Annotated in this window: 23 protein-coding genes; 12 read left to right on the top strand and 11 right to left on the bottom strand. The window is 63.2% G+C overall.

From position 1 onward, the window contains the following. Nucleotides 1–232 precede the first annotated feature (232 nt). The 5 genes from AC1Q5P_RS02405 to ccmA all read right to left on the bottom strand — a co-directional run bounded on the left by AC1Q5P_RS02405 (nucleotide 233) and on the right by ccmA (nucleotide 3,690). Nucleotides 233–949 carry a Gldg family protein gene (locus tag AC1Q5P_RS02405; protein ID WP_492518051.1) on the bottom strand — a complete coding sequence of 239 codons (717 nt, stop codon included), beginning with the start codon at nucleotides 947–949 and terminating at the stop codon, nucleotides 233–235. After that, complete coding sequence (locus AC1Q5P_RS02400; RefSeq protein ID WP_062347729.1) at nucleotides 950–1,366, bottom strand: hypothetical protein; 417 nt, start codon at nucleotides 1,364–1,366, stop codon at nucleotides 950–952. 14 nt (nucleotides 1,367–1,380) lie between these two features. Then, a complete protein-coding gene (locus AC1Q5P_RS02395; protein WP_492518050.1) occupies nucleotides 1,381–2,379 on the bottom strand; it encodes a cysteine synthase A in 999 nt (332 codons plus the stop codon). A 76-nt stretch (nucleotides 2,380–2,455) separates the two neighbouring features. Then, complete coding sequence (ccmB, locus tag AC1Q5P_RS02390; protein ID WP_039334158.1) at nucleotides 2,456–3,118, bottom strand: heme exporter protein CcmB; 663 nt, start codon at nucleotides 3,116–3,118, stop codon at nucleotides 2,456–2,458. Further along, nucleotides 3,115–3,690, bottom strand: a complete 576-nt coding sequence (gene ccmA, locus AC1Q5P_RS02385; RefSeq protein WP_062347733.1) for a heme ABC exporter ATP-binding protein CcmA — start codon at nucleotides 3,688–3,690, stop codon at nucleotides 3,115–3,117. The genes ccmB and ccmA overlap by 4 nt, the downstream gene beginning before the upstream one ends. Nucleotides 3,691–3,776: 86 nt before the next feature. Between ccmA and AC1Q5P_RS02380 the strand changes: the two genes are divergently transcribed. Continuing rightward, complete coding sequence (locus tag AC1Q5P_RS02380; RefSeq protein ID WP_039334162.1) at nucleotides 3,777–4,067, top strand: 4a-hydroxytetrahydrobiopterin dehydratase; 291 nt, start codon at nucleotides 3,777–3,779, stop codon at nucleotides 4,065–4,067. Next, entirely contained in the window at nucleotides 3,959–4,420 is a 462-nt protein-coding gene (locus AC1Q5P_RS02375) for a YbbC/YhhH family protein (protein WP_492518049.1), read from the top strand. The genes AC1Q5P_RS02380 and AC1Q5P_RS02375 overlap by 109 nt, the downstream gene beginning before the upstream one ends. Nucleotides 4,421–4,451: 31 nt before the next feature. Here AC1Q5P_RS02375 and AC1Q5P_RS02370 read toward each other — a convergent pair whose 3' ends face one another. Together AC1Q5P_RS02370 and AC1Q5P_RS02365 are read right to left on the bottom strand one after the other, a co-directional pair. Continuing rightward, entirely contained in the window at nucleotides 4,452–5,255 is an 804-nt protein-coding gene (locus AC1Q5P_RS02370; RefSeq protein WP_492518048.1) for an SDR family oxidoreductase, read from the bottom strand. Between the two features lie 35 nt (nucleotides 5,256–5,290). Continuing rightward, complete coding sequence (locus AC1Q5P_RS02365; protein ID WP_492518047.1) at nucleotides 5,291–5,908, bottom strand: DNA-3-methyladenine glycosylase family protein; 618 nt, start codon at nucleotides 5,906–5,908, stop codon at nucleotides 5,291–5,293. A 137-nt stretch (nucleotides 5,909–6,045) separates the two neighbouring features. Here AC1Q5P_RS02365 and AC1Q5P_RS02360 point away from each other — a divergent pair, with 137 nt between their 5' ends. Both AC1Q5P_RS02360 and AC1Q5P_RS02355 read left to right on the top strand, forming a co-directional pair. Next, nucleotides 6,046–6,363 (top strand): 2Fe-2S iron-sulfur cluster-binding protein, encoded by a 318-nt coding sequence (locus tag AC1Q5P_RS02360; RefSeq protein WP_039334168.1) that lies wholly within the window; start codon nucleotides 6,046–6,048, stop codon nucleotides 6,361–6,363. A 538-nt stretch (nucleotides 6,364–6,901) separates the two neighbouring features. After that, nucleotides 6,902–9,940: a TonB-dependent receptor domain-containing protein gene (locus AC1Q5P_RS02355; RefSeq protein ID WP_492518046.1), complete on the top strand. Its 3,039-nt coding sequence runs from the start codon at nucleotides 6,902–6,904 to the stop codon at nucleotides 9,938–9,940. A gap of 129 nt (nucleotides 9,941–10,069) precedes the next feature. Here the strand turns inward: AC1Q5P_RS02355 and argC are convergent, their stop codons facing one another. The 3 genes from argC to AC1Q5P_RS02340 form a co-directional block, all read right to left on the bottom strand. Next, nucleotides 10,070–10,999, bottom strand: a complete 930-nt coding sequence (gene argC / locus AC1Q5P_RS02350) for an N-acetyl-gamma-glutamyl-phosphate reductase (RefSeq protein WP_039334170.1) — start codon at nucleotides 10,997–10,999, stop codon at nucleotides 10,070–10,072. Then, on the bottom strand, nucleotides 10,996–11,349 hold the full coding sequence (locus tag AC1Q5P_RS02345; RefSeq protein WP_230487677.1) for an SH3 domain-containing protein: 354 nt from the start codon (nucleotides 11,347–11,349) through the stop codon (nucleotides 10,996–10,998). Before AC1Q5P_RS02345 ends, argC begins: the two co-directional genes overlap by 4 nt. An 84-nt stretch (nucleotides 11,350–11,433) precedes the next feature. After that, the gene (locus AC1Q5P_RS02340) at nucleotides 11,434–12,816 is read right to left on the bottom strand and encodes a leucyl aminopeptidase family protein (RefSeq protein ID WP_039334399.1); all 1,383 of its coding nucleotides are present in this window, start codon (nucleotides 12,814–12,816) and stop codon (nucleotides 11,434–11,436) included. A gap of 53 nt (nucleotides 12,817–12,869) precedes the next feature. Here AC1Q5P_RS02340 and AC1Q5P_RS02335 point away from each other — a divergent pair, with 53 nt between their 5' ends. From AC1Q5P_RS02335 to AC1Q5P_RS02310, 6 genes are all read left to right on the top strand, one after another. After that, the gene (locus tag AC1Q5P_RS02335) at nucleotides 12,870–13,670 is read left to right on the top strand and encodes a DUF4163 domain-containing protein (protein WP_492518045.1); all 801 of its coding nucleotides are present in this window, start codon (nucleotides 12,870–12,872) and stop codon (nucleotides 13,668–13,670) included. A 54-nt stretch (nucleotides 13,671–13,724) separates the two neighbouring features. Continuing rightward, nucleotides 13,725–14,555, top strand: a complete 831-nt coding sequence (gene map / locus AC1Q5P_RS02330; RefSeq protein ID WP_492518044.1) for a type I methionyl aminopeptidase — start codon at nucleotides 13,725–13,727, stop codon at nucleotides 14,553–14,555. Between the two features lie 272 nt (nucleotides 14,556–14,827). Continuing rightward, a complete protein-coding gene (locus AC1Q5P_RS02325) occupies nucleotides 14,828–15,166 on the top strand; it encodes a P-II family nitrogen regulator (RefSeq protein ID WP_039334174.1) in 339 nt (112 codons plus the stop codon). Nucleotides 15,167–15,321: 155 nt separating this feature from the next. Further along, entirely contained in the window at nucleotides 15,322–16,731 is a 1,410-nt protein-coding gene (glnA, locus tag AC1Q5P_RS02320) for a type I glutamate--ammonia ligase (RefSeq protein WP_039334175.1), read from the top strand. Nucleotides 16,732–16,945: 214 nt separating this feature from the next. Then, the gene (locus AC1Q5P_RS02315; RefSeq protein WP_039334400.1) at nucleotides 16,946–17,431 is read left to right on the top strand and encodes a CHAP domain-containing protein; all 486 of its coding nucleotides are present in this window, start codon (nucleotides 16,946–16,948) and stop codon (nucleotides 17,429–17,431) included. A gap of 101 nt (nucleotides 17,432–17,532) precedes the next feature. Continuing rightward, nucleotides 17,533–18,225, top strand: coding sequence for a tetratricopeptide repeat protein (locus AC1Q5P_RS02310; protein WP_052242332.1), 693 nt, complete (start codon nucleotides 17,533–17,535; stop codon nucleotides 18,223–18,225). Here the strand turns inward: AC1Q5P_RS02310 and AC1Q5P_RS02305 are convergent, their stop codons facing one another. Then, complete coding sequence (locus AC1Q5P_RS02305) at nucleotides 18,226–20,436, bottom strand: bifunctional diguanylate cyclase/phosphodiesterase (RefSeq protein WP_492518043.1); 2,211 nt, start codon at nucleotides 20,434–20,436, stop codon at nucleotides 18,226–18,228. It abuts the gene before it with no gap. A gap of 235 nt (nucleotides 20,437–20,671) precedes the next feature. Here AC1Q5P_RS02305 and AC1Q5P_RS02300 point away from each other — a divergent pair, with 235 nt between their 5' ends. Both AC1Q5P_RS02300 and AC1Q5P_RS02295 read left to right on the top strand, forming a co-directional pair. After that, nucleotides 20,672–20,818 (top strand): lmo0937 family membrane protein, encoded by a 147-nt coding sequence (locus tag AC1Q5P_RS02300; protein ID WP_118073370.1) that lies wholly within the window; start codon nucleotides 20,672–20,674, stop codon nucleotides 20,816–20,818. 122 nt (nucleotides 20,819–20,940) lie between these two features. Beyond that, the gene (locus AC1Q5P_RS02295; protein WP_427466927.1) at nucleotides 20,941–22,365 is read left to right on the top strand and encodes an aldehyde dehydrogenase family protein; all 1,425 of its coding nucleotides are present in this window, start codon (nucleotides 20,941–20,943) and stop codon (nucleotides 22,363–22,365) included. The last annotated feature ends 11 nt before the right edge of the window (nucleotides 22,366–22,376 follow it).

The raw sequence follows: 22,376 nt of genomic DNA, 5'->3' as shown, positions 1-22,376 counted from the left end.
GCGATTGGAGTTCGTCCCGATAACCCACACTACTAACGCGGGACGGGGCGGGCGAAAAGGGGAAAATGCGGGAAAATGCGGACTAGCTATGATTCCGTAGCATTTTCTCTACATCTTACCGCTTGAGTAACCATCACCAGCTGCAAAAGTAATCGCCCAGATGCGGGCATTTTGCCGAAGTCCTCGGCCGTGCCTGGCACCTTGCCCGTAGTTTCCCGCGAACAAAAAGGGATCACTCCGCCATTGCCCCTTCGAGCAGGCGTTGAAGCTGGACCGCCCGCCGATCCCCATCAGCTTCCGGCTCCAGAAGCGCGGCGTCGGCAACCAGCGTTGCTTGGCCCTGGCCGATCGTGCAACGCGCAATCAGACCGTCCCTTGCAATCGCGCAGTTCGCTTCGTGCCCGCCCGGGATTGCCTTGAAAGTGCCTGCCAGATTGATCGGCAGCCCCTCGCCCGCACTTTCCCGCAGACCACCGGGTTGCCTGTCGTCGAATTGCAGTTCCAACCCCCAACGCGCCAGGATCGGCGAAACCAGCGCCACGTCCTGCGGGCGGCGTCGGTCACCCAGCGCAAATGCGCTCTCCTGCGTCAGCATGGGATCAACGAACATCAGCAGGTGACCGCCTGCCCGCAGCCAGGCATCAAGCGCAAGATTCTCCTCCGGCACCAACGGGCGCGGCTGCGCCACGACCAGCAAGTCGACTTGTTCGAGCTGAAGCAGCGTATCGAGCGCGATCACCTTGCCCTTGGACTCCAGCACGGCGCGCGCCCAGTGCGGCGCGGCTGGCGGGTCGATCATGCCCTTGATATCGTCCGCCTCGTTCCACACGATCGGCAGGCTGGTAAACAGGCCCACGGTCCTGTCAGGGGCAGGCTCGGCGGAGAACGCCCACCAGCCCGCCAGCGCGACAACCGCTGCCAGCACGGCAAGAGCGATCCGGCGATGCACTCAGTTCTTCGGCGCGTTAACCGAAGGGGCCGGGACCGAAGGGGCCGGAGTCGGCGCGGGCGGAGCGGGCGAGATCGTGACGGTCGGCTTTTCCTTGGCCGTGACAGGCAGTTGCGGAGCCACCCCCATGTCGGCCAACGGGTCCTTCGCCGATGTCTCGCTCGCCTCGACCTTCGGCGCAGCGGTATTGACCGCGCTGGCGTCGATGAACTTGGCCCGATCCATGATCACGTTGGCAAGGCTGACCAGCAGCAGCATCCCGGCCAGCCCGAACAGCCCGACCTGCAGCCGATGAACCGCCTGCGCCCGCAATTCGCGCGTGGTCGGCGGCACATGGGCCAGTGCGCTGGCAGCGGCAATTTCCGCCTCGGTCGGGGCGGATGCCTGCTTGCCTGCGGGGAAACCGAACAGTGCCATGACCGCAGCCTAGCCTATTGCTCCAGCCAAGGGAACACCGGGAGCCCCTTGGCCTTGAGCCATTCGGGATTGTAGAGCGACGAAAGGTAGCGGAAGCCAGTATCGCACAGGATCGTCACCACGCGGCTGCCCTTGCCAAGCTGCCTGGCCAGCGCCACGGCACCCGCCACGTTGATCCCGCTCGACAGGCCAAGGCACAGCCCCTCATCGGCCAGCAGGCGCTCGACCCAGTAAAGCCCTTCCTCGTCCGAAATGCGGAACTGCGTGTCGATCGGTGCGCCTTCGAGGTTCGCGGTGATGCGCCCCTGGCCAATGCCCTCGGCCACCGAGGAGCCCTCGGCCTTCAGCTCACCATTGGCGTAATAGTTGTAGAGCGCCGCGCCGTGCGGATCGGTCAGGGCGATCGTTATGTTCTCGTCGAAAGCCTTGAGCCCCAGGCCCACGCCCGCGATCGTCCCGCCCGTGCCCGCAGCACAGGTGAAGCCGTCGATGCGGTGCTCCATCTGCTCCCAGATCTCGGGCGCGGTGCTTTCGATGTGAGCGCGGCGATTGGCGATATTGTCGAACTGGTTGGCCCAGACCGCCCCTTCGGTTTCCTCGGCAATCCGGCGCGAGGTGTGGACGAAATGGCCGGGGTTTGAGAACGGCGCCGCCGGCACCAGCACAAGTTCTGCCCGCAGCGCGCGCAGCGTGTCCATCTTCTCGCGCGATTGCGTTTCGGGCATGACGATGACCGACTTGTACCCGCGGGCGTTAGCCACCAGCGCAAGGCCGATGCCGGTGTTGCCCGCCGTGCCTTCGACGATCGTCCCGCCGGGCTGCAGCACGCCCCGCTCCTCGGCATCGCGCACGATCCACAGCGCGGCGCGGTCCTTCACCGAAGCACCGGGATTGGCGAACTCGCACTTGCCGTAGATCTCGGCGCCTGCCGCCTCGCTCGGCCCCTTCAGCAGGACGAGCGGCGTGTTGCCGATGAGCGAAATGGTATCGGGTGTAATCGAAGGTGCAGTCATGGTCCCCGAGTTAGGGAGACTTTGCGCGATTGCCAACGAATTTGCGCTTTGCGGCGTGCAAGCCCTGCTCGCGGCGTTATTCGCGCCCGGCCCGGATAGCGGCACCGCCCGCAAACGGCGCAACGGCCAGCGCCACAAGGCTGCACGCGCCCAGCAGCAGCAAGCCCCCCTCGCCCCCTGGTTGCAGCGATCCCGCGCCGAAGATCAGGAGCGGCACAGCCAGAGGGATCGCGAGCAATCCGCCCAGCGCCGAACCTGCCCGCAACCCTGCCGTCAGCGCCGCGATGGTAACGCCGATCGCCGCCAGACCGGGCGTGCCAAGCAGCAGCCCGACTTCCACCGTCCACAACTGTTGGCCATCAAGGCCGAGCAGCCCTGCCGAGATCGGTGCTGCCAGCATCAGCGGCACGCCAAAGCTCAGCCAGTGCGCCAGTATGCGCACCAGGAGCAGCGCCTCCTCGGCAATGCCGCGCAAGGCCCACTGGTCGAACATGCCGGCTTCAACGTCCGGCTCGACCAGGCGGTCCAGCGGGAGGATCGCCGCAAGCAGCGCCGCAACCCAGATCACGCCCGCACCGGTCCGTGCCAGCAACCGGGCATCGGGGCCGACGGCAAAGGGAAACAGCATCGCCACAGCAAGGAAGAACAGCAGCGGCAGAACCGCTCCACCGCGCCCTTGGCTCCCTCGCGTCAGCAGCACCAGATCGCGCAGGAAGATCGGAAGAAGCTTGGCGATCACGGTTGGAAATCCAGCAATTCGATCACCTTTACCGCGTCGAGCGAAAGCGGCTGGTGCGATGCAATGATCACCGCCCCACCGGCATTGCAATGCGCCTTGATCGCCGCCTGCGCGATGCACGACCAGTGGGTGTCGAGCCCGTTGAGCGGCTCGTCGAGCAGCCAGATCGGCGCGCCGCTTGCCGCCACGCGGGCAAGGGCCGCCCGCTTGCGCTGCCCCGTCGAAAGATAGCGCACCGGAACGTCAAGCAGGTCGGCCAGCCCGAAGTCGGCGTTGCCTTGGGGGGCACGGTCGATCCGCTGCCAGAACGCCAGCGCCTTCTCGAGCGGTTCGTGGCCGTCCAGCGCCAGCCGCTCGTCCGAAAGCGCAAGCGCACCATGACGCTCAACCGACCCCATGAACGGCCGCAGCAATCCGGCAAGGATGCGGATGAGGCTCGACTTGCCGATGCCGTTGGGGCCGGCAAGATGGACGACTTCACGCGGCGCAAGATCGAACGACAGCCCCCGGAACAGAACCCGGTCCCCGCGCCGGCAGGCAATATCCGTGGCGACGAGACCGCACTCTTGCATGGCGTGGGACTGCATGGGAGGGGCTTGCATGAAATCGGGCGATAGGGGAAACGGCGGCAACTGCCAAGGATGCCAAAGGACCAAGCATGACCGTCGCCCGCCTGACCGATTCCGAACGCGTTTCCCTGCTGGCCGAGCTCCCGGAATGGCAATTGCGTGAAGACGGCCTAGCCATAGTGCGCACCTTCCGCTTTGCCGATTTCTCCGAGGCCTGGGCCTTCATGAACCGCGTCGCCCTCTACGCCGAAAAGGCTGACCACCACCCCGAATGGTTCAACGTCTACAACCGCGTCGAGGTGACGTTGACGACGCACGATGCCGATGGCCTCTCGGCACGGGATGCGGCGATGGCGCGGGCGATGGAAGGCTTTCTGTGAAGCTCACCTCACCGAGCAATTGGTTACGGCATGGCTCGGCCGCGCTACTCATCTTGCTATCGGTACAAGTTGCCCGTGCCGAACCTCCCACTTGCGCTGAGAATGTCGCCTCATTTCAGCCCAAGACGGGTGTTGTGGGATCGGCAGAGACGGCAAAGTCAGTGGCCATGATTTACCTGAAGCCCGTTTACGGCACCAAACAGATTGAAGGGCAGCGACCCTTTAAGGCTACACTGCGCGACGGTGTCTGGATAGTGACAGGCTCGCTACCAAGAGGCTTGGATGGCGGCGTCGCACACATCTCGATTTGCCGCCGGAACGGCAAAGTTTTGCGCATTTTTCACGACAAGTGAGCAATGCATTATCAGAAGGGACGTAACGCCGCTACTTCCCCAAAGGCCTCCCGCCAGACCGCATCTGCTTGCGCAAAGTACCCGGCATCCAGCGCGAGGCGAACGCGAGCCGCCGCGCGGTCTTGCCGACCAAAGTGTGCACCTTGTCTCCATGCACCGCCGCCCACGCCGCCTCGGCGACTTCGCTCACCGGCGTGATTTCCAGGCCCGCGCCACGAACGCGGGTGCGAATGTCCTCGTTGCTGGCGCGGTTGGGGGCGTGATCCAGCAGAGGCGTTTCGATGAAGCCCGGCATCAGGCTGCGCACCTTGATGCCGTACTCGGCCCATTCCCCGTCGAGCGATTCTGTCAGCGCCCTGACGCCGAACTTCGTGGCGGAATAGACCGATGCGCCGGGTGAGCCATAGATCCCAGCCGCGCTGGCGGTGTTGAGCAGGCACGAACCCGGCGCGCTCGCCCTGAGCCACGGAAACGCCGCCTGCGCCCCGAAAATCACGCCCTTGAGGTTTATGTCGAGCGTGCGCTCGATCTCCTCGGCCGTCAGATCGACAATGCCACCGCCGATAGGGATGCCGGCATTGTTGAACACCACCTCGATCTGCCCGCCAGCCGCCTTTGCACAATTCGATAGCGCCATGTCCCATGCCGCGCGTTCACGCACGTCGAGACGGTGGCAAGAACTAAGCCCGGCGGGAAGCTGCGCTGCGGTTTCGGCCATGCCTGCCTCGTTGATATCCGCAATGCCGACAAACCACCCGCCTTGTGCAAAGCGCTGCGCCACGGCGCGGCCGATGCCCGAAGCGCCGCCGGTGATGAAGATCGTCTTGCGCGCCATTGGCACCCCCTGCTCACATTGTTGTCAGCAAGACATTACAGCGCCGGATTGTTATAGCAATGCCAGGTGAAGATCGCCGCTGCCCCGCGATGCGGCCGCCAGTCCTCGGCCAGAGCGCGCGTCTCCTTCTCGCTCGGCCGTTCCGCCAGGCCGAGCAGCTTGCCAAGGCCCACCTGCACCGCCAGATCGCCCGCAGGCCAGATGTCGGGCCGCCCTTCGGCGAACAGCAGGTAGATCTCGGCCGACCAGCGACCGATGCCCTTGATCTTGACCAGTTCCGCAATCGCTTCTTCGTCGTCCGCTGGCAGCGCATCAAGATCGAGTTCGCCCGCTATCACCAGTTCGCACAAGGACCGCGCATAGCCCTGTTTCTGGCGCGATAGCCCACAGGCGCGCAAGGCGTCGAAGTCGGCGGCGAGCAGGTCATGCGGGGGGATGTCCTCGCCGAGCAGCACTTCCAGCTTGTTCCAGACTGAGGCAGCGGCCGCCACGCTGACCTGCTGGCCGACGATGGTGCGCAGCAAGGTGCCATAGCCGGTCGAACGAATGCGTGGCTCGGGATATCCGACGCGGCCAATGGCACTCGCCATGGCGGGGCTGCGGGCGGCGATGTAATCGAGTCCTTCGCGTAGCGCCTCTGCCGTCAGTCCCACCCTAGTTCTCCGCAACAGCGTTTTGGCCGGATCGACAGTTGCCAAAGCCGAAATGGCGCGATAGCAGCCCCGTCCAAAGGCGAACAGGGGGCGCGGGTCTTGCGTTGGTGCCCGTCGCCGCATTTGGAGAACGAACGATGCCGAAGATCGTGGTTGTCAATCGTGCGGGTGAAGAGAAGACGGTAGAGGCCGATGCCGGCCTTTCGGTGATGGAAGCGATCCGCGACAATGGCTTCGACGAGCTGCTCGCCCTGTGCGGCGGCTGCTGCTCCTGCGCCACCTGCCACGTCTACATCGACCCTGCATTCGCCGACAAGGTTGCGCCGATGAGCGAGGACGAGAACGACCTGCTCGACAGCTCGGACCACCGCAACGAAACCTCGCGCCTTTCCTGCCAGGTGCAGATCACCGGCGACCTCGACGGTCTTCGCGTCACGATCGCGCCGGAAGACTGATCTATCCGGCCTCTGCGCCGCTTGAAGGGCCCGCCTCCAGCAGGAGCGCGGGCCTTTTTCATGTCAGCCGCACCGGTGAACGGCAATGTTGGACCACCCTTTTGCAGAAAGTGGATCGCTTCGTCGATTTTTTGGGGAACGGTTTCGCGCCTCAGGCGTATCGCGGCGCTTCTGCGCCTGCCTGGCGGCCTTTGTGGCATGCGGCAACGCATCATCCATGCGATTTGGGTAGTTACAGAGGAAATTAAATTACTCCATATCGAAAGTTATTGGCATACAATTCCATTTTGTGACAAAATGTTTCAATGCGAAATTTCTCTATGTTTTTCATTGCGTTGTTACATGAACATCACACTAACTATCGTTTAATGTGAAACTACGTGTTTCTGGTTTGAAAGCGCAGCTTGGCCTCGTCAGACAGGCGCCTCTCTCGCATCCATACCCCGGCTGACCGCAAATGCGGCGGCATATGGACTGGGCGCGCGGGCCTGTCGCCGTTCCCCACGGCGGCAGACGTTCAGGACAAGAGGACTGCCACGTGAACATCAAGTATCTCTCCGCGCTCCGTTCGGGCGCGACCCCTCTGGCGATCGGCATGGCGCTGGTCTCCACCGCAGCCTTTGCGCAGGATGCGGCAACGACGGCTGCACCGCAGAGCGTCGACTGCAGCACCACACCGGATGATCCCAGCTGCGGCGACACCCAGGCGATCGTCGTCACCGGTTCGATCCTGCGCCGCACCGACACCGAGACCGTCTCGCCGGTCACCACGGTGACGCAGGAGAACCTTGACCAGCGCGGCATCTCGACCGTGCAGGAAGGCCTGCAATCGCTGGCGGCCAACAACGGTCCGGCGCTGACCAACTCGTTCACCGCCAACGGCGCGTTCGCGGCCGGTGCCTCGGCGATCTCGCTGCGCGGCCTTTCGACCAACTCGACGCTCGTGCTGTTCGACGGCATGCGGGCGGCCTATTACCCGCTGGCCGATGACGGTTCGCGCAACTTCGTCGATCTCAACACCATTCCGGACGACATTGTCGACCGCGTGCAGATCCTGCGTGACGGCGCCTCGGCGGCTTATGGTGCCGACGCCATCGCAGGCGTGGTCAACATCATCACCAAGCGCGAATTCAAGGGCGTGCGCGCCCGTGGCGAAGCCGGCCTTTCCGATCGCGGCGATGCCTCGCAGTATCGCCTGTCGCTGACCGCCGGCGTGGGCGACATCGACGAGAACGGCTACAATGCCTACGTCTCCGGGTTCTACTACAAGAGCAACAAGCTCATGAACCGCGACCGTCCCTATCCGTTCAACACGGATGACCTGCGCGGCGTGTGTTCGCCCGATGGCGAGTGCGGCAGCGACGACCGCATCAATTCACCCACCGCCACCAGCTTTACCGGTGCCGGCGGCCCGCTTGTCGTGCGTCCTTACGATCCCACCAACACCACTGCACTCGGCCGCTTCCAGTTGCTCAACAACGTCGGCTGCGACAGTGCTTACACACTGACGGCTGCGCAGCTTGCCGCCAGCGCGTCAGCCCCCCTGCAGACCTGCACCGTAGACCTCACCCGGAAGTACGGCGTGATCCAGCCGGAAATCGAGCGCTGGGGCGTCTCTGCCCGCGTCACGGCGGCCCTCAGCGACAGCATCGAAGGCTATGCCGAATTCAACTTCCTGCAGAGCAAATCGGCCTACACAGGCCTGCCCGAAGCGATCTCGCGCAATGCTAACGCTGGTATCCTGTTCCCAGGCTTCTCAACGTCGAACAATGCAGCCAGCCGCGCGCCCGGTTCGTTCGCGCTGACCCTGCCGGTCTATGTCTGCGCCAACGGTGTGGGCGACGCTAGCGGCCTCAACACGGGCTGCAACGCCACCAACGGCACGCTCAACCCGAACAACCCGTTCGCCGGTGCCGGACAGCTTGCCCGCATCCAAGGCCGTCTGTTCGACCAGCCCACCTACAATGAAACCCGCAACCGGGCCTATCGCGGTGCGATCGGCATCAAGGGCGACCTTACCGATAACATCAACTTCGACTTCGGCGCGACGGCGATGCACGACGACCTGCGTCGTACGCAGAAGGGCTATGTCTACATAGCCAACCTGCTGACGGCCATCGCGCGTGGCACGTACAACTTCGTTGACCCGACGCAGAACACGCAGGAGCAGAATGACTTCCTGCGTCCAACCCAGATCCTGAACGCCACCTCCGATCAGGTCCAGTTCCAGGGCACGCTCGGTGCGGATCTGTTCGAACTTCCAGGCGGCAAGTTGCAGGTCGCAGTGGGCGCAGGCGCCCGTTACGAAGCGGTCGACGCGCCTTCGGGTAACCCTGACTACTTCGGCCCAACGCAGCGCTACTTCACCCTGAACGCTTTCGGCACCAAGGGCAGCCGCTGGGTCTATTCGGGCTTTGCCGAAATCAACGCGCCGGTTCTCGACAAGGTCGAAATCAACCTCGCCGGTCGTTACGACAAGTACTCGAGCGGTCAGAACGCATTCAGCCCCAAGGCCGGCGTCAAGTTCAAGCCGGTCGACGAACTGCTGATCCGCGGCACGTGGTCGAAGGGCTTCCGCATCCCTTCGTTCGGTGAGGCCAACGCCCTTCCGACCACGGGCTTCGTGACCAACAGCGCAGGCATCTTCAACGATGCCTATCTCAGCCAGTATGGCTGCACGGTTGCCACGTTCAGCGACTGCCCGACCTACCTTCGCTCCGCTTCCTACGGCCAGACCACGCTGGCCTCGCCGGACCTGAAGCCGGAGCGGTCGCGCAGCTTCACCGCTGGGTTCGTGTTCGAACCTGTCCGCAACTTCACGCTTTCGGTCGACTACTACAACATCAAGAAGACCGGCGTGATCACGCAGCCTTCGAACGCGCCCGCGCTCGAGGCTTACTACACCGGCCAGCCGATCCCGGCGGGCTACACCGTGATCGCCGATGCAGTCAGCCCCGACTTCCCGAATGCGACGCCACGCCTCGCCTTCATCCAGTCGCAGCTGATCAACGCGAACACGCAGACCGTCTCAGGCCTCGATTTCCAGATCGACGGCCGGATCAACCTGACCGACAATATCCGCTTCACCAGCCATCTCGAGGCCAGCTACATCATCAAGCTGGAATCGGACCTGACCAACAGCGGCGGTGGCTTGGAGCGCTATGACGGTACGCTTGGCAACTTCAACCTGACCGCAGGTTCGGGCACGCCGAAGTGGCACGGCTACTGGCTGAATGGCCTGCAGTTCGATGACAACCTGGAAATCAACACCACAGTCAACTACTTTGGTGGCTACAACCTCTCGGCGATGGATCAGGGCGATCTCTACAAGGACTGCGGCCAGAACCCGGGCTACAGTCCAACCGGCTGCGACATTCCGCGCTACATCACATTCGACCTGCAGACGCGCTTCAAGGTCAACGACCGCTTCACGCTGTCGCTCACCGCGCTGAACCTGTTCGACAACATGCCGCCAGTGGATGTCGTGACCTACGGCGCGCACCTCTACAATCCGATCCAGGGCGGCCAGGGCATTCTGGGACGTTACTTCAAGGTTGGTTTCCAGGCTGATTTCTAAAGGTCTGGTGCCACGTGTCCGACTTGGGGGCAGCATCGCAAGATGCTGCCCTTTTTTTGCTCCCGAAGGGCACGCGCAAGAACGCCCCCGCTTTCGCGGAGGCGTTTTTGGAAGTCGGCGCTAATGGAATTAGAGGCGCAGGCCTGCGGTTTCGTCGAGGCCGGCCATCAGGTTCAGCGATTGCACTGCCGCGCCACTGGCGCCCTTGCCCAAGTTGTCCAGTACGGCAACCAAGCGGGCCTGCTCGCCGTCGGCGCTGCCCATGACGTGAAGGGCAAGACCGTCCCATGGTTCCATCGCAGCGCGCAGCAGCATCTCGCCGTCGGCAGGAAGATCCTGCGCCACAGTCACCACTCGCGAGCCGTCATAGAACTGCGTGAGAGCAGCGCGCAGCAACTCGGCTGGCACGTTGCCGGGCATGACGCCCAGCGGCAGCGGAATCTCGACGACCATCCCGCGATGGGCATTGACCACCGCCGGGCTGAACAACGGGGCGATTGCCGTGCCGGTGTAGCGCTGCATTTCGGGAATGTGCTTGTGCCCGAAAGTCAGGCCGTACCCTCGCCAGGCGATGTCGGCCTCAGCCTCGAAGCGGCCGATCAGCGCCTTGCCGCCACCCGAATAACCGGTGACCGCATTGCAGCTGTATGGCCAGGCGGCGGGCAGCAGGCCGTTGTGAACAAGCGGGGCGAGCAGGCCGATGAACCCCGTCGGATAGCATCCCGGATTTGACACCCGCTTCGATTCAGCGACGGTCTCGCGGCCGACGATTTCAGGGAATCCGTAAGTCCAGCCGTCCGCCACGCGATGTGCGGTCGAAGCGTCGATCACCTTTGTCCGGTCATTGCGGATCATCGCCACGGCATCGCGCGCAGCGTCATCTGGCAGGCACAGGATCACCACGTCGGCGTCATTGATCGCTTCGGCGCGCGCGGCATCGTCCTTGCGGCGGGCATCATCGAGTGCGATCATGGCGAATTCGCTGCGCCCGGCAAGCCGCTCGGCGATTTCGAGGCCGGTGGTGCCCGCAGCACCGTCGATGAAGACCGATGTGGTCATGCGCAGGCCTCCAACTGGCTCATCTCGACATAGCCGACGAGCAGATCGGATTTCGCCTGCCCCCAGGCCCAGCCTCCTGCCATGTCGAGAACATCGAACACTTCGCCGGCCACCAGGGCGCGCAATTCCGCCCCATCCTGCTTGCCCGCAGCACGCAGCGCCGTTTCGGCCTTCACGCCATGCGCCATCGGCACCGCGTAGTGCGGCACGAAGTATTTTCCGGCGAGCCCGATATGCGCAAGATCGCCGCGCACCGGCAGGTGCGGCTTGTCCGAACGGTCAGCAGCGCGGGAAAGCTGGAGCTGGCCGGTGGGCAGTTCGGTGGAAAGAGGCATGGCTTCGACGGTCAATTCAGGGGTTCCCCGCAGCAGGAAAGCCGGGCGATTAGCGGCGCTCGCGTCATCAGGCAAGCTATGGTGCACTTGCCCGCCCCCTCAGCCGTAGCGCGCCTTGAGCAGCCCCCACGCCGCACGCAACCCCAGGGCATCGCCGCCTTTGGGTCGGCCGGGCTTTCCAACAGGGCGCCAGGCGAAGGTATCGAAATGCACCCAGTCGATCCCCTCGCCGACAAATCGGTCAAGGAACAGTGCGGCGACACTCGCGCCCGCAAATCCATTGGCCGGCGAATTCTGCAGGTCGGCAACGTCGGATTTGAGGTACTCGCGGTAGCCTTCATGCAGGGGGAGTTGCCAGCAAGGGTCGTCGAGTTGCCGCCCTGCCTCGAGGAGTTGGGTGGCAGTTGGACATTGCCGCGCGAACATCGCCGGGAGGTCCGGCCCCAGCGCGACACGGGCTGCGCCGGTCAAGGTCGCGAAGTCGATGACGAGTTCGGGCTTCATTTCAGTAGCGCGAGTCAGCGCGTCGCCGAGCACGAGCCGCCCCTCGGCGTCGGTATTTGTGATCTCGACCGAAAGCCCGGCGCGTGACCGGAGGATATCGCCGGGACGGAACGCGTTGCCGGAGATCGCGTTTTCGACTGCAGGAACAAGCACGTGCAGCCGGACCTTCAAGCCCATCGTCATGATCAGACCGGCCAGGGCCAGCGCGTGAGCCGCCCCGCCCATGTCCTTCTTCATCAGCGCCATGCCGGAGGAAGGCTTGATGTCGAGCCCGCCCGAATCGAAGCAAACCCCCTTGCCGACGATGGCGACGCGCGGGTGCCTGGCATCGCCCCACGTCATTTCGATCAGGCGCGGAGCATGGCTGCGCGCCGCGGCACGGCCGACGGCGTGGACCATCGGGTAGTCGTGCTCGAGCGCATCGCCCGAGACAACGTGGACTTCGGCATGGTGGCGCTTGGCCAGCGCGCGGGCCTCGGCTTCAAGCTGCAGCGGCCCCATGTCCTCGGCGGGCGTATTGACGAGGTCACGGACCATGAGGACGGCCGTTGCCTCGGCAATCGCGGGCTCGATCAGCGCAACGTCCTTGGTCAGCAGGATTCGCGGTTCGGCGTCCTTCGCGTCCTTGCGGTAGCGGTCGAAGCGGTACTGGCCGGTGATCCAGCCGTGGAGCGCCTTGCCGGGCTCCCCTCCTGCGCGGCGATAGGTACCGCCGGGGAGTACGTCGGCGAGCTTGGCCATGCACCACGAGGACAGGTCATCGATATTGGCGACGCCCGCCACGGCGAACCATGCGTCGCCATCGGGGACAATCGCGTGCTCGTATCCGCCGCCTTCGAACTTCTGCGCGGAAAGGGCAGCGCGCTGTCCGGCGTTAAGCCCTTTGAGAAAGTCGGGCAGCGTTGCCTTGTCGACGAGGTGGAGCGCCGTTGCCGGCTGGCCGCGATCGGGCTGGATCAGTGCTTGTCTGTCGGTCATGCTGCACAAGGACATGCCGCAGAGCGCGGCACGTTGCGAGAGGAAATTGCCTGATGCGTGTGCTGTTTTTGACCCCGCTGGTGCTACTGGCCGCCTGTTCGGGCGAGAAGCCCCCTGCCCCGGCGCCGAGCACCAATGCTCCCGTCGCCGCGCCGATGCCGCCGGAGCCGCCTGTACAGACGCCGGTCACCGCGCGCGAGGTGCACGAGAAGAACGAGCTTTATGAATTCGACTATTCCTATCCGGCGGCCGCGGGGGCGGTGCCGGAACTGAAGGCACTGCTCGACAATGAACTGGAAGAAGCGCGCCGCGACCTCAAGGCGCAGGCGACCGAAGGACGCAAGGCGGCAAAGGAGAGCGGCTTTCCGTACAATCCCTATACGCATACCGTCGAATGGAAGGTAGTCACCGACTTGCCGGCCTGGATCAGCCTTTCGACGCTGGTCGGATTCTACAGCGGCGGGGCACACCCGAACTACGTTTACGACACGGTGCTGTGGGACAGGATCGCCGCCAAGCGCCGTGCGCCGGTGGACCTGTTCACATCGAAGGAGGCGCTGCGCGGGGCGATCCGGGCGCGGTTCTGCGAGGAGCTCGATCGCCAGCGCGCCAGGAAGCGCTCTGGTTCAGGCAGGGGAGATATCCCGGAGTTCAGCGACTGCATCGATCCCACCGAGCAGACCGTGATCCTCGGCTCCTCGAACGGCAAGGCGTTCGACCGGATCGGCATTCTCGTCGCGCCTTATGCTGCAGGTCCCTATGCCGAGGGGGACTATGAAGTGACCCTCCCGGTGACGCAGAAGGTGCTCGATGCGGTCAGGCCCGAGTTCAAGCCGGCGTTCGTCGCAAGATGAAATGCCCTTAGTCCGGTTCTCGCAATTTGCCGGTTTTGTCGCTACATGGACAGCATGACCGAATATCTGACTGTTGAAGACCACGACGTTTTGCTGCGCGACGGCACGATCAAGCTCCACGGCCCCGCGGGCTTCGATGGCATGCGCAAGGCCGGCCGGCTTGCGGCCGAGATCCTCGATGCGCTGGCCCCCCTGGTGGTGCCCGGCGTGCGGACCGACTACCTTGATGATGTGGTGCGGAAGATGACACTCGATGGCGGCGCCGTGCCGGCGACGCTTGGCTATCGGGGCTATACCCATTCGTGCTGCATCTCGATCAACCACGTGGTCTGCCACGGCATCCCTTCGGACAAGACGCTGAAGGACGGTGACATCGTCAATATCGACGTCACGCCCCTGCTGGATGGCTGGCACGGCGACACGAGCCGGATGTACCTCGTCGGCGACGTGCCATTGAAGGCAAAGCGCCTGGTCGACGTCACCTACGAGTGCCTGATGATCGGCATCGAGCAGGCAAAGCCCGGTGCGCGGCTTGGCGACATTGGCGCGGCGATCCAGGCCCATGCCGAGAAACAGCGTTACGGCGTGGTGCGGGAATTCTGCGGTCATGGCCTGGGCCGGCTCTTCCACGACGCTCCGGAAGTTGTCCACGCCGCGCGCGCCGGGACCGGGCCGGAGCTGAAGCCCGGCATGTTCTTCACGATCGAGCCGATGATCAACCTGGGCAAGCCGGGCGTGAAGATCCTCGACGATGGCTGGACGGCCGTGACGCGAGACCGCTCGCTCTCGGCCCAGTTCGAGCATTCTATCGGCATTACCGAGAACGGCTGCGAGATCTTTACCGCAAGTCCGAAAGGCTTGCACAAGCCGCCTTACGCAGCTTGACGATATGGAGCCTGCCCAAAAATAAGGCAGCGCCTGCGTAAAAAATGTGCATGATTTGAACAATGCTGCGCAATCTTGCGCATGGAAGCCTTGCGCATTCGATTCAAATCTTGCCGAGCCCCTGATTTTACGGCTTTCGCGTTGCAGCGCGATAGCCTAGTGCTTGCCCTCAGCGCGTGGCACGATTCTTGTAACGTCGTTGCCACACACGGGATAAATTGCCGGAACGCCGACCTTGGCGGTCCGGCCCGCGTTGCAGGGGTCTGAACGACGTGAAAAAGGTCGAAGCGATCATCAAGCCCTTCAAGCTCGATGAAGTGAAGGAAGCGCTGCACGAGATTGGCGTATCGGGCATCACCGTGACCGAAGCGAAGGGCTTCGGCCGCCAGAAGGGCCACACCGAGCTCTATCGCGGTGCCGAATACGTCGTCGATTTCCTGCCCAAGGTGAAGCTCGAGGTCGTGGTTGGCGATGCGCTGGTCGACCGCGTGGTCGAAGCGATCGCTGCCGCAGCACAGACCGGCCGCATCGGCGATGGCAAGATCTTCGTGATCCCGATCGAGAGCGCCCTGCGCATCCGTACCGGTGAGCGCAACGACGACGCTATCTGATCAGAACGACAAGACAAGTTTGATGCCGCGGCGGGCCTGACCCGCCGGGCAGCATAGCGGGGGTGGGCCTGTGGACGGGCAAGCCTCCAGACGACAACCACCCCAGATACCCTCCGGAGCTCTCCACCGGAGGCAATGAAGAAGAAGGACCAGCGATGGCAACTGCAAAGGACATCCTCGCCCGCATCAAGGACGAGGAAATCGAATGGGTCGACCTGCGCTTCACTGACCCGAAGGGCAAGTGGCAGCACCTGACCATGGTCTCGACCGTTCTCGGCGAAGACGAACTGGAAGACGGCCTGATGTTCGACGGTTCGTCGATCGAAGGCTGGAAGGCCATCAACGAGTCGGACATGATCCTTAAGCCCGACCTCGACTCGGTCTATGTCGATCCGTTCTCGGCCTCGCCGATGCTGATCATCAACTGCGACATCGTCGAACCTTCGACCGGCGAACTCTATGGCCGTGACCCGCGTTCGACCGCCAAGCGCGCAGAAGCCTTCGTCAAGTCGGCCGGTTTCGGCGACACTGTCTACGTCGGTCCGGAAGCCGAGTTCTTCCTGTTCGACGACGTGAAGTTCTACGACGGCTACGACGGCAACGGCTTCCGCATCGATGACATCGAGCTGCCAACCAACTCGAACAAGGACTACGAAGGCGGCAACCTCGCCCACCGTCCGCGCGCCAAGGGTGGCTACTTCCCGGTCGCTCCGGTCGACAGCTGCGTCGACATCCGTGGCGAAATGGTCCGCACCATGATCGAGATGGGCCTGCCCTGCGACAAGCATCACCACGAAGTGGCCTCGGCCCAGCACGAACTCGGCCTGACCTTCGGCACCTTGGTCCAGACCGCCGACCGCATGCAGGTCTACAAGTACGTCGTGCAGCAGGTCGCCCATGCCTATGGCAAGACCGCGACGTTCATGCCGAAGCCGATCAAGACCGACAACGGCTCGGGCATGCACACCCACATCTCGATCTGGGAAGCTGGCAAGCCGCTCTTCGCCGGCAACGGCTATGCTGGCCTGTCGGAAATGTGCCTGTACTTCATCGGCGGCGTCATCAAGCACGCCAAGGCGCTCAACGCCTTCACCAACCCGACCACCAACAGCTACAAGCGTCTGGTGCCGGGCTATGAAGCCCCCGTTCTGCTGGCCTACTCGGCCCGCAACCGTTCGGCCTCGTGCCGCATCCCCTATGGCGCCGGTGCCAAGGCGAAGCGCGTCGAGTTCCGCTTCCCCGACGCGATGGCCAACCCTTACCTGTGCTACTCGGCACTGCTCATGGCCGGCCTCGACGGGATCAAGAACAAGATCCACCCGGGCGAAGCCATGGACAAGAACCTGTACGACCTGCCGCCGGCAGAGCTCGCCCAGGTTCCGACCGTGTGCGGCAGCCTGCGTGAAGCGCTGGAAAGCCTCGAAGCCGACCACGACTTCCTGCTCCAGGGTGGCGTGTTCACCAAGGACCAGATCGAAGCCTACATCGAACTGAAGTGGCCGGAAGTGATGCGCTGGGAAACCACGCCGTCGGCCGTCGAGTTCGACATGTACTACTCGCTCTGATCCACACGATCGGCGAAGATACGAAGGGGCGTCCGGGAAACCGGGCGCCCTTTTGGTTTGAAGCACCGCCTTCAGCGGGAAACGCACGAGTTTGTGATTTTATCCACAGCGCACGAACTCTTTGCGACGAAGCGAGACGAGCTGCGATTGCGGCAGGATGAACGGAAGGGCGCAGGACTCCTCGAATCCGCCGAAATCCTTAGTGATGCTGCCCATGATAAAGAACGCGGTCGCAGCATTCCTGGCATTCTTCGCAGTCGTCGCTCTGCCGACCGCTGCCCAGGCCCGCCTCCAGTGCGTGACCTACGCCCGCCAGATTTCCGACGTTCAGATCAGCGGCAATGCCCGTGACTGGTGGAGCAATGCTGCGGGCACCTATGACCGTGGCCAGCAGCCAAAAGCCGGCGCCGTCCTCGCCTTCAGCGGCACGCGTGCAATGCCCTACGGACACGTTGCCGTTGTCCGCAAGGTCGTCGATGACCGCCACATCCTGATCGACCACGCGAACTGGTCCGGCCCGGGCATGGTCGAAAAGGGCGTAATGGCGGTTGACGTTTCGGCCGCTGGCGACTGGAGCGAAGTGCGCGTGTGGTACGCTCCGACAAAGTCGGTCGGCCTGCGCGCCAGCCCGGCCCACGGTTTCATCTATCCCCGCACCATGACGGCAGACGCGACGAAAGCCACCTCGGCCAAGGGCTGACCTCCCCTGAACCCGAAAAGAGATTGCCGCCGTCGAGGCGGGAATTGCATTTGCAAGTTCAGCGGCGGCACTGCACTCTTCCCAGAAAGGGAGAGCTGCCCATGCCGTTCCGCCGTACCATCATCGCCTCGGCAGTTTGCCTGATCGCGACGCCCGCCGCAGCGGCCGATTCGATGACCGACGCACAGGTCGAGCAGCTTTCCTCGGCCATCTTCAATGACATCGTTGCAGGCAAACCTGCCTCGGCCATCGACAAGGCTGATGAGCTGATCGCTGCGTTCAATGTCCGCCAGGCAAAGCGCGCCCACGCATGCGCCGAATCGCAGGAACAGGCCGAAGCACTGGCGAAGAAGAACGATGCCGAAGTCACGATGGAGCTCACGATCGTCGGCCCCGCATGGTGCGACGGATATTTCTACAAGGGCTATGCGCTGATCGATCTCGGCCGTGGACGCGAAGCGCTGCCGTGGCTGCAGCTGGCGCATGACCGTGCGCCGCTCAATGCGCACTACACCAACGAGCTGGCGGAATGGTTCAAGGCCCAGAAGGACTGGAAGCGTTCCTTCGGCTTGTTCGAAGAAGCGTTGAGGTCGGCTGAGACAGCACCGGACGGCCAGCGCGCATTATACAAGGCACGAGCGCTGCGCGGCATGGGCTTCAACAAGATCGAGATGGGCCAGCTCGACGAGGCAGAGACCCTTTTCAACGAATCCCTGACCTATCAGCCTGACAGCCCTGCAGCCGCCAACGAGCTCAAGTACATCAAACAGATACGCGGCGAGCCCAACACCTGATCAGGCAGTTCGGCGCTTTTCCATTGCTGCTGGCTCCAGCAGGGCACGCGCTTCGTGCAAAGGCATGGCCTGCCAGAACAGGTGGCCCTGGATCATCTGGCATCCGGCAGCCTGCACCAGCGCGCGCTGCATCGGGGTTTCAACGCCCTCGGCGACGACTTTCATGCGCAAGGTGTGCCCGAGCGAAACGATTGCACGCAGAATCGAATGGGCATCAAGATCGGCTTCGATGTTCTGCACGAACGAGCGGTCGATCTTGATCCGGTCAAACTGGAACGAGCGAAGATAGCTCAGCGATGAGTAGCCGATCCCGAAATCGTCGAGAGCAATGCGGAAACCGCGATATTTCAAACCCTTGAGCACGTCGACCACGTGCTCGCTGCGATCCAGCATCACCCCCTCGGTCACCTCGAGCACGAACCGGCGCGGATCGGCGCCGGTTTCGCGCACCAGTCGGTCGATTTCCGGCAGGAAGTCGCTCGCCATGATCTGCAGCGGCGAGAGGTTTACCGAGATGTCGCAATCCGGCCAGTCGCGGCAATCCTCGAAGACACGGCGCAGGACCCATTGCCCCAGCGGCATCATCAGTCCCGCCTGCTCTGCAATCGGCACGAACAGGCCGGGACGGATCGGCCCGCGCTCGGGATGTGTCCAGCGCAATAGCGCCTCGAAGCCCTCCACGGCACCGTCCGCGGCATTGACGATCGGCTGATAGGCCAGGGCCAGCTCATCGCGATTGATCGCGCGGCGCAGCTCCATCTCCATGTCGCGCCGCAGCTTGACCGAAGCATCCATGTCGCGAGTAAACCGGCGATAGCGCGCCCGGCCCCGCTGTTTCGCCCGATATAGCGCGATGTCGGCGCGACGCAGCAGCTCGCCCGGGTCTTCGCTCTGCTCCGGCCCCCAGCTTATCCCGCAAGACAGGCTGACTTCGAGATTGTTGCCCGAAATCACGAAAGGCTCGAGGGCCAGCGCCATCAGTTGCCGCCCGAGCATGTCGGCCGCAGCGCGCCCGCCTGTGGAGCGCCGCAACAGCACGAATTCGTCCCCCCCGAAGCGCGAAAGGAAATCGCCGGGTGGAAGCGAACGACGCAGGCGCAGGGCGACCTGCCGGACCAGTTCATCGCCGACATGGTGACCCAGCGTATCATTCACCACCTTGAAACGGTCGATATCCAGATAGGCGATGAAGACGTCGCCGAGCTCAGGCCGCTCGATGCAGGCAGACAATTCCTGTCGCAGCCTCTGCATGAAATGGGCGCGGTTCGGCAATCCCGACATCGCATCGTGCAAGGCATTGTGTTGAGCCTGCGCTTCACTGGCAATGAGTTCGCTGGTCGTCCGCCGCATCCGGCGGACGATGATCGCTCCACCGGCCACGACACCCATGAAGAAGAGGATATAGACTGCCAGCAGCGGTGCCGTCTGGCGCAGGATCGCCGGGCCCGGTGGCTTTGCAATCCACGAGAACCATCCGATGCGCTCTCCGCTCAGGTTCGTGACCGCGAGCGAGTTGCGCTTCTCGTCTGCATCAGGCGCCTGATCGAACCGGACATCGTTGAGCAACAGCGCAGACTGCAAATCGGCAATCATGCGCGCGTCGACGTAGCGTACGAGGACGATGTAATCGGGCGGTCCCTTGAGCAACGAAGCAGTCACGTCCGGCACTATCGACGCCGCCGCTATCAGCGCCGGCTTACCGTCGAAATTGTCCATCGAAGCTGCAGCACGGCCAACAGGCAGACCCTTCGCACTGTACGGCCAGCGTACATCACCCAATTTCCGCCATTCGCCGACTTTCTCCGATCCCGGATCGTCCTTCAGGGATTGCCGGATCAGGTCTGCAACCTTTCCCCCGATCTGGTTGTAGCGGCACTCTTGTATGATCTTGCCGCCCTTCCAGCAGCGCACCAGCGTGCCATCGAACCTGACATGGTAGATGCGGTCGATGCGGTGGCTGCCCCAGAAGTAGCCGGCCAGATAGTTGCGCGCCCATCCCTCTGCGTCGGGCGCGTTGAGCTTCACGACGGCATCGTCCCACGTGATCTGAAGCCGATCGGCTTCCATGATCTGTCGCTCGCTCCGCTCGAGAAAGCGATGGACCAGCCGCTGCTCCTCCTGGCGGGTGAAAACATCGGCAATGCTGGTCGAATTGACGAAAGCCGCAACCAGTGCGGTTGTCAGCGCCACAAGCGCAAGAAACGTGCCCACGACGATCCATACGGCGCCGCGTGCCCCGGTGCGGTGGTGCCGCGACGCGGCGCGACTGAGGGTAGGTCCCGTCCCCATCCGGCCTTGTCTAGAGGCCGCTTCCGAAGAAATCGTTATCAATCCGGATGTTCGTATTCGTAGATGCAATCTGAACAGATATCCGGAACCCCGAAGGAATTGGCGGATTGAGAAATCAGACGTGCGCGGGCGGGAGGAACGCAGCGGAGATCGTCACATGCTTCTCACTCTTGCCTTGATTCTCTTTGTCCTTTGGGCGCTGGGCGTGTTTGCCTTCAAGGTTACCGCAGCCTTCATCCATGTCGTTCTGGTCATCGCCATCCTGATCGGACTGGTCCACCTCTTTCGCGGGCGCCGGATTTGACGCGGCAATATGACATGATCCGGCAGGCCTGACCGGTTGCGGAATGCAACGCACGCACCTACTTTTCCGAAGGCAAAGGGCCGGACGGTCGGTTCGGCGCACTCACTTCGGGAGAGACGGCAATGCGCGAGAGGCTGCAGCACTACATCGATGGCAAATGGGTCGATAGCGAAGGTGGTACGCGCCACGAAGTGATCAACCCGGCAACCGAAGAACCCGTCTGCGCCATTACGCTTGGCACGCAGGCCGATGTCGACAAGGCTGTGGCCGCTGCCCAGCGTGCGTTCAAGACCTTCAGCAAGACCACTCGTGAAGAGCGCCTCGCCCTGATGGATCGCATCGTCGCCGAGTTCAAGAAACGTGCGCCGGAACTTGCGGTCGCCATGGCCGAGGAAATGGGCGCCCCGGTGAGCTTCGCCGGCACGGCTCAGGTCGGTGCCGGTATCGGCGGATTCCTGGGCACGATGGCCGCGCTCAAGAACTTCAACTTCATGGAAGACAACGGCGCCTACAAGGTCGCTTACGAGCCGATCGGCGTTGTCGGGATGATCACGCCCTGGAACTGGCCTCTCAACCAGATCGCACTGAAGGTCGCACCTGCACTGGCTGCTGGCAACACGATGATCCTCAAGCCTTCCGAAGAGTGCCCGACCAATGCGGCGATTTTTGCCGAGATCCTTGATGCGGCAGGCGTTCCGCCTGGCGTCTTCAACCTCGTTCAGGGTAATGGACCGGGCGTTGGCACGGCGATCAGTTCGCACCCCGGTATCGACATGGTCAGCTTCACGGGTTCGACCCGCGCGGGCATTCTTGTCGCCAAGGCCGCTGCTGACACAGTGAAGCGCGTCCATCAGGAATTGGGCGGCAAGTCACCAAACCTTGTCCTGCCCGATGCGGACTTTGCCAAGCACTTGCCGTCGACGGCTTCCGGTCCGCTGGTCAACTCGGGCCAATCCTGCATTTCGCCGACCCGCATCCTTGTGCCCAAGGAGCGCGAGGCCGAAGCTGCAGCGTTCGTTTCGGCAATGTATGCCGCGACGCCCGTTGGCGATCCTCTGCAGGAAGGCCAGCATCTCGGCCCGGTGGTGAACAAGGCACAGTTCGACAAGATCCGCGGACTGATTCAATCCGCCATCGACGAGGGCGCCAAGCTGGAGACCGGTGGTCCCGACCTGCCGTCCAACGTCAATCGCGGCTACTACATCAAGCCGACGGTGTTTTCAGGCGTGACACCGGACATGCGCATCGCGCAGGAAGAGATCTTCGGTCCCGTTGCCACGATCATGACCTACGACGATCTCGAACAGGCTATCGAGATTGCCAACGACACCGCCTATGGCCTTTCTGCCTGCATCACCGGTGATCCGGCCAAGGCTGCGGAAGTGGCCCCTGCCCTGCGGGCCGGCATGGTGGCAATCAACAACTGGGGCCCGACGCCGGGTGCGCCGTTTGGCGGCTACAAGCAATCGGGCAATGGCCGTGAAGGCGGGCTCTATGGCCTCAAGGACTTCATGGAAATGAAGGCGATCAGCGGCCTGCCCGCCTGATCCACGACGAA

This window comes from Novosphingobium sp. GW835-FHT14H07, from assembly GCF_058793515.1.
This window is presented reverse-complemented; position numbering and strand designations above follow the sequence as displayed.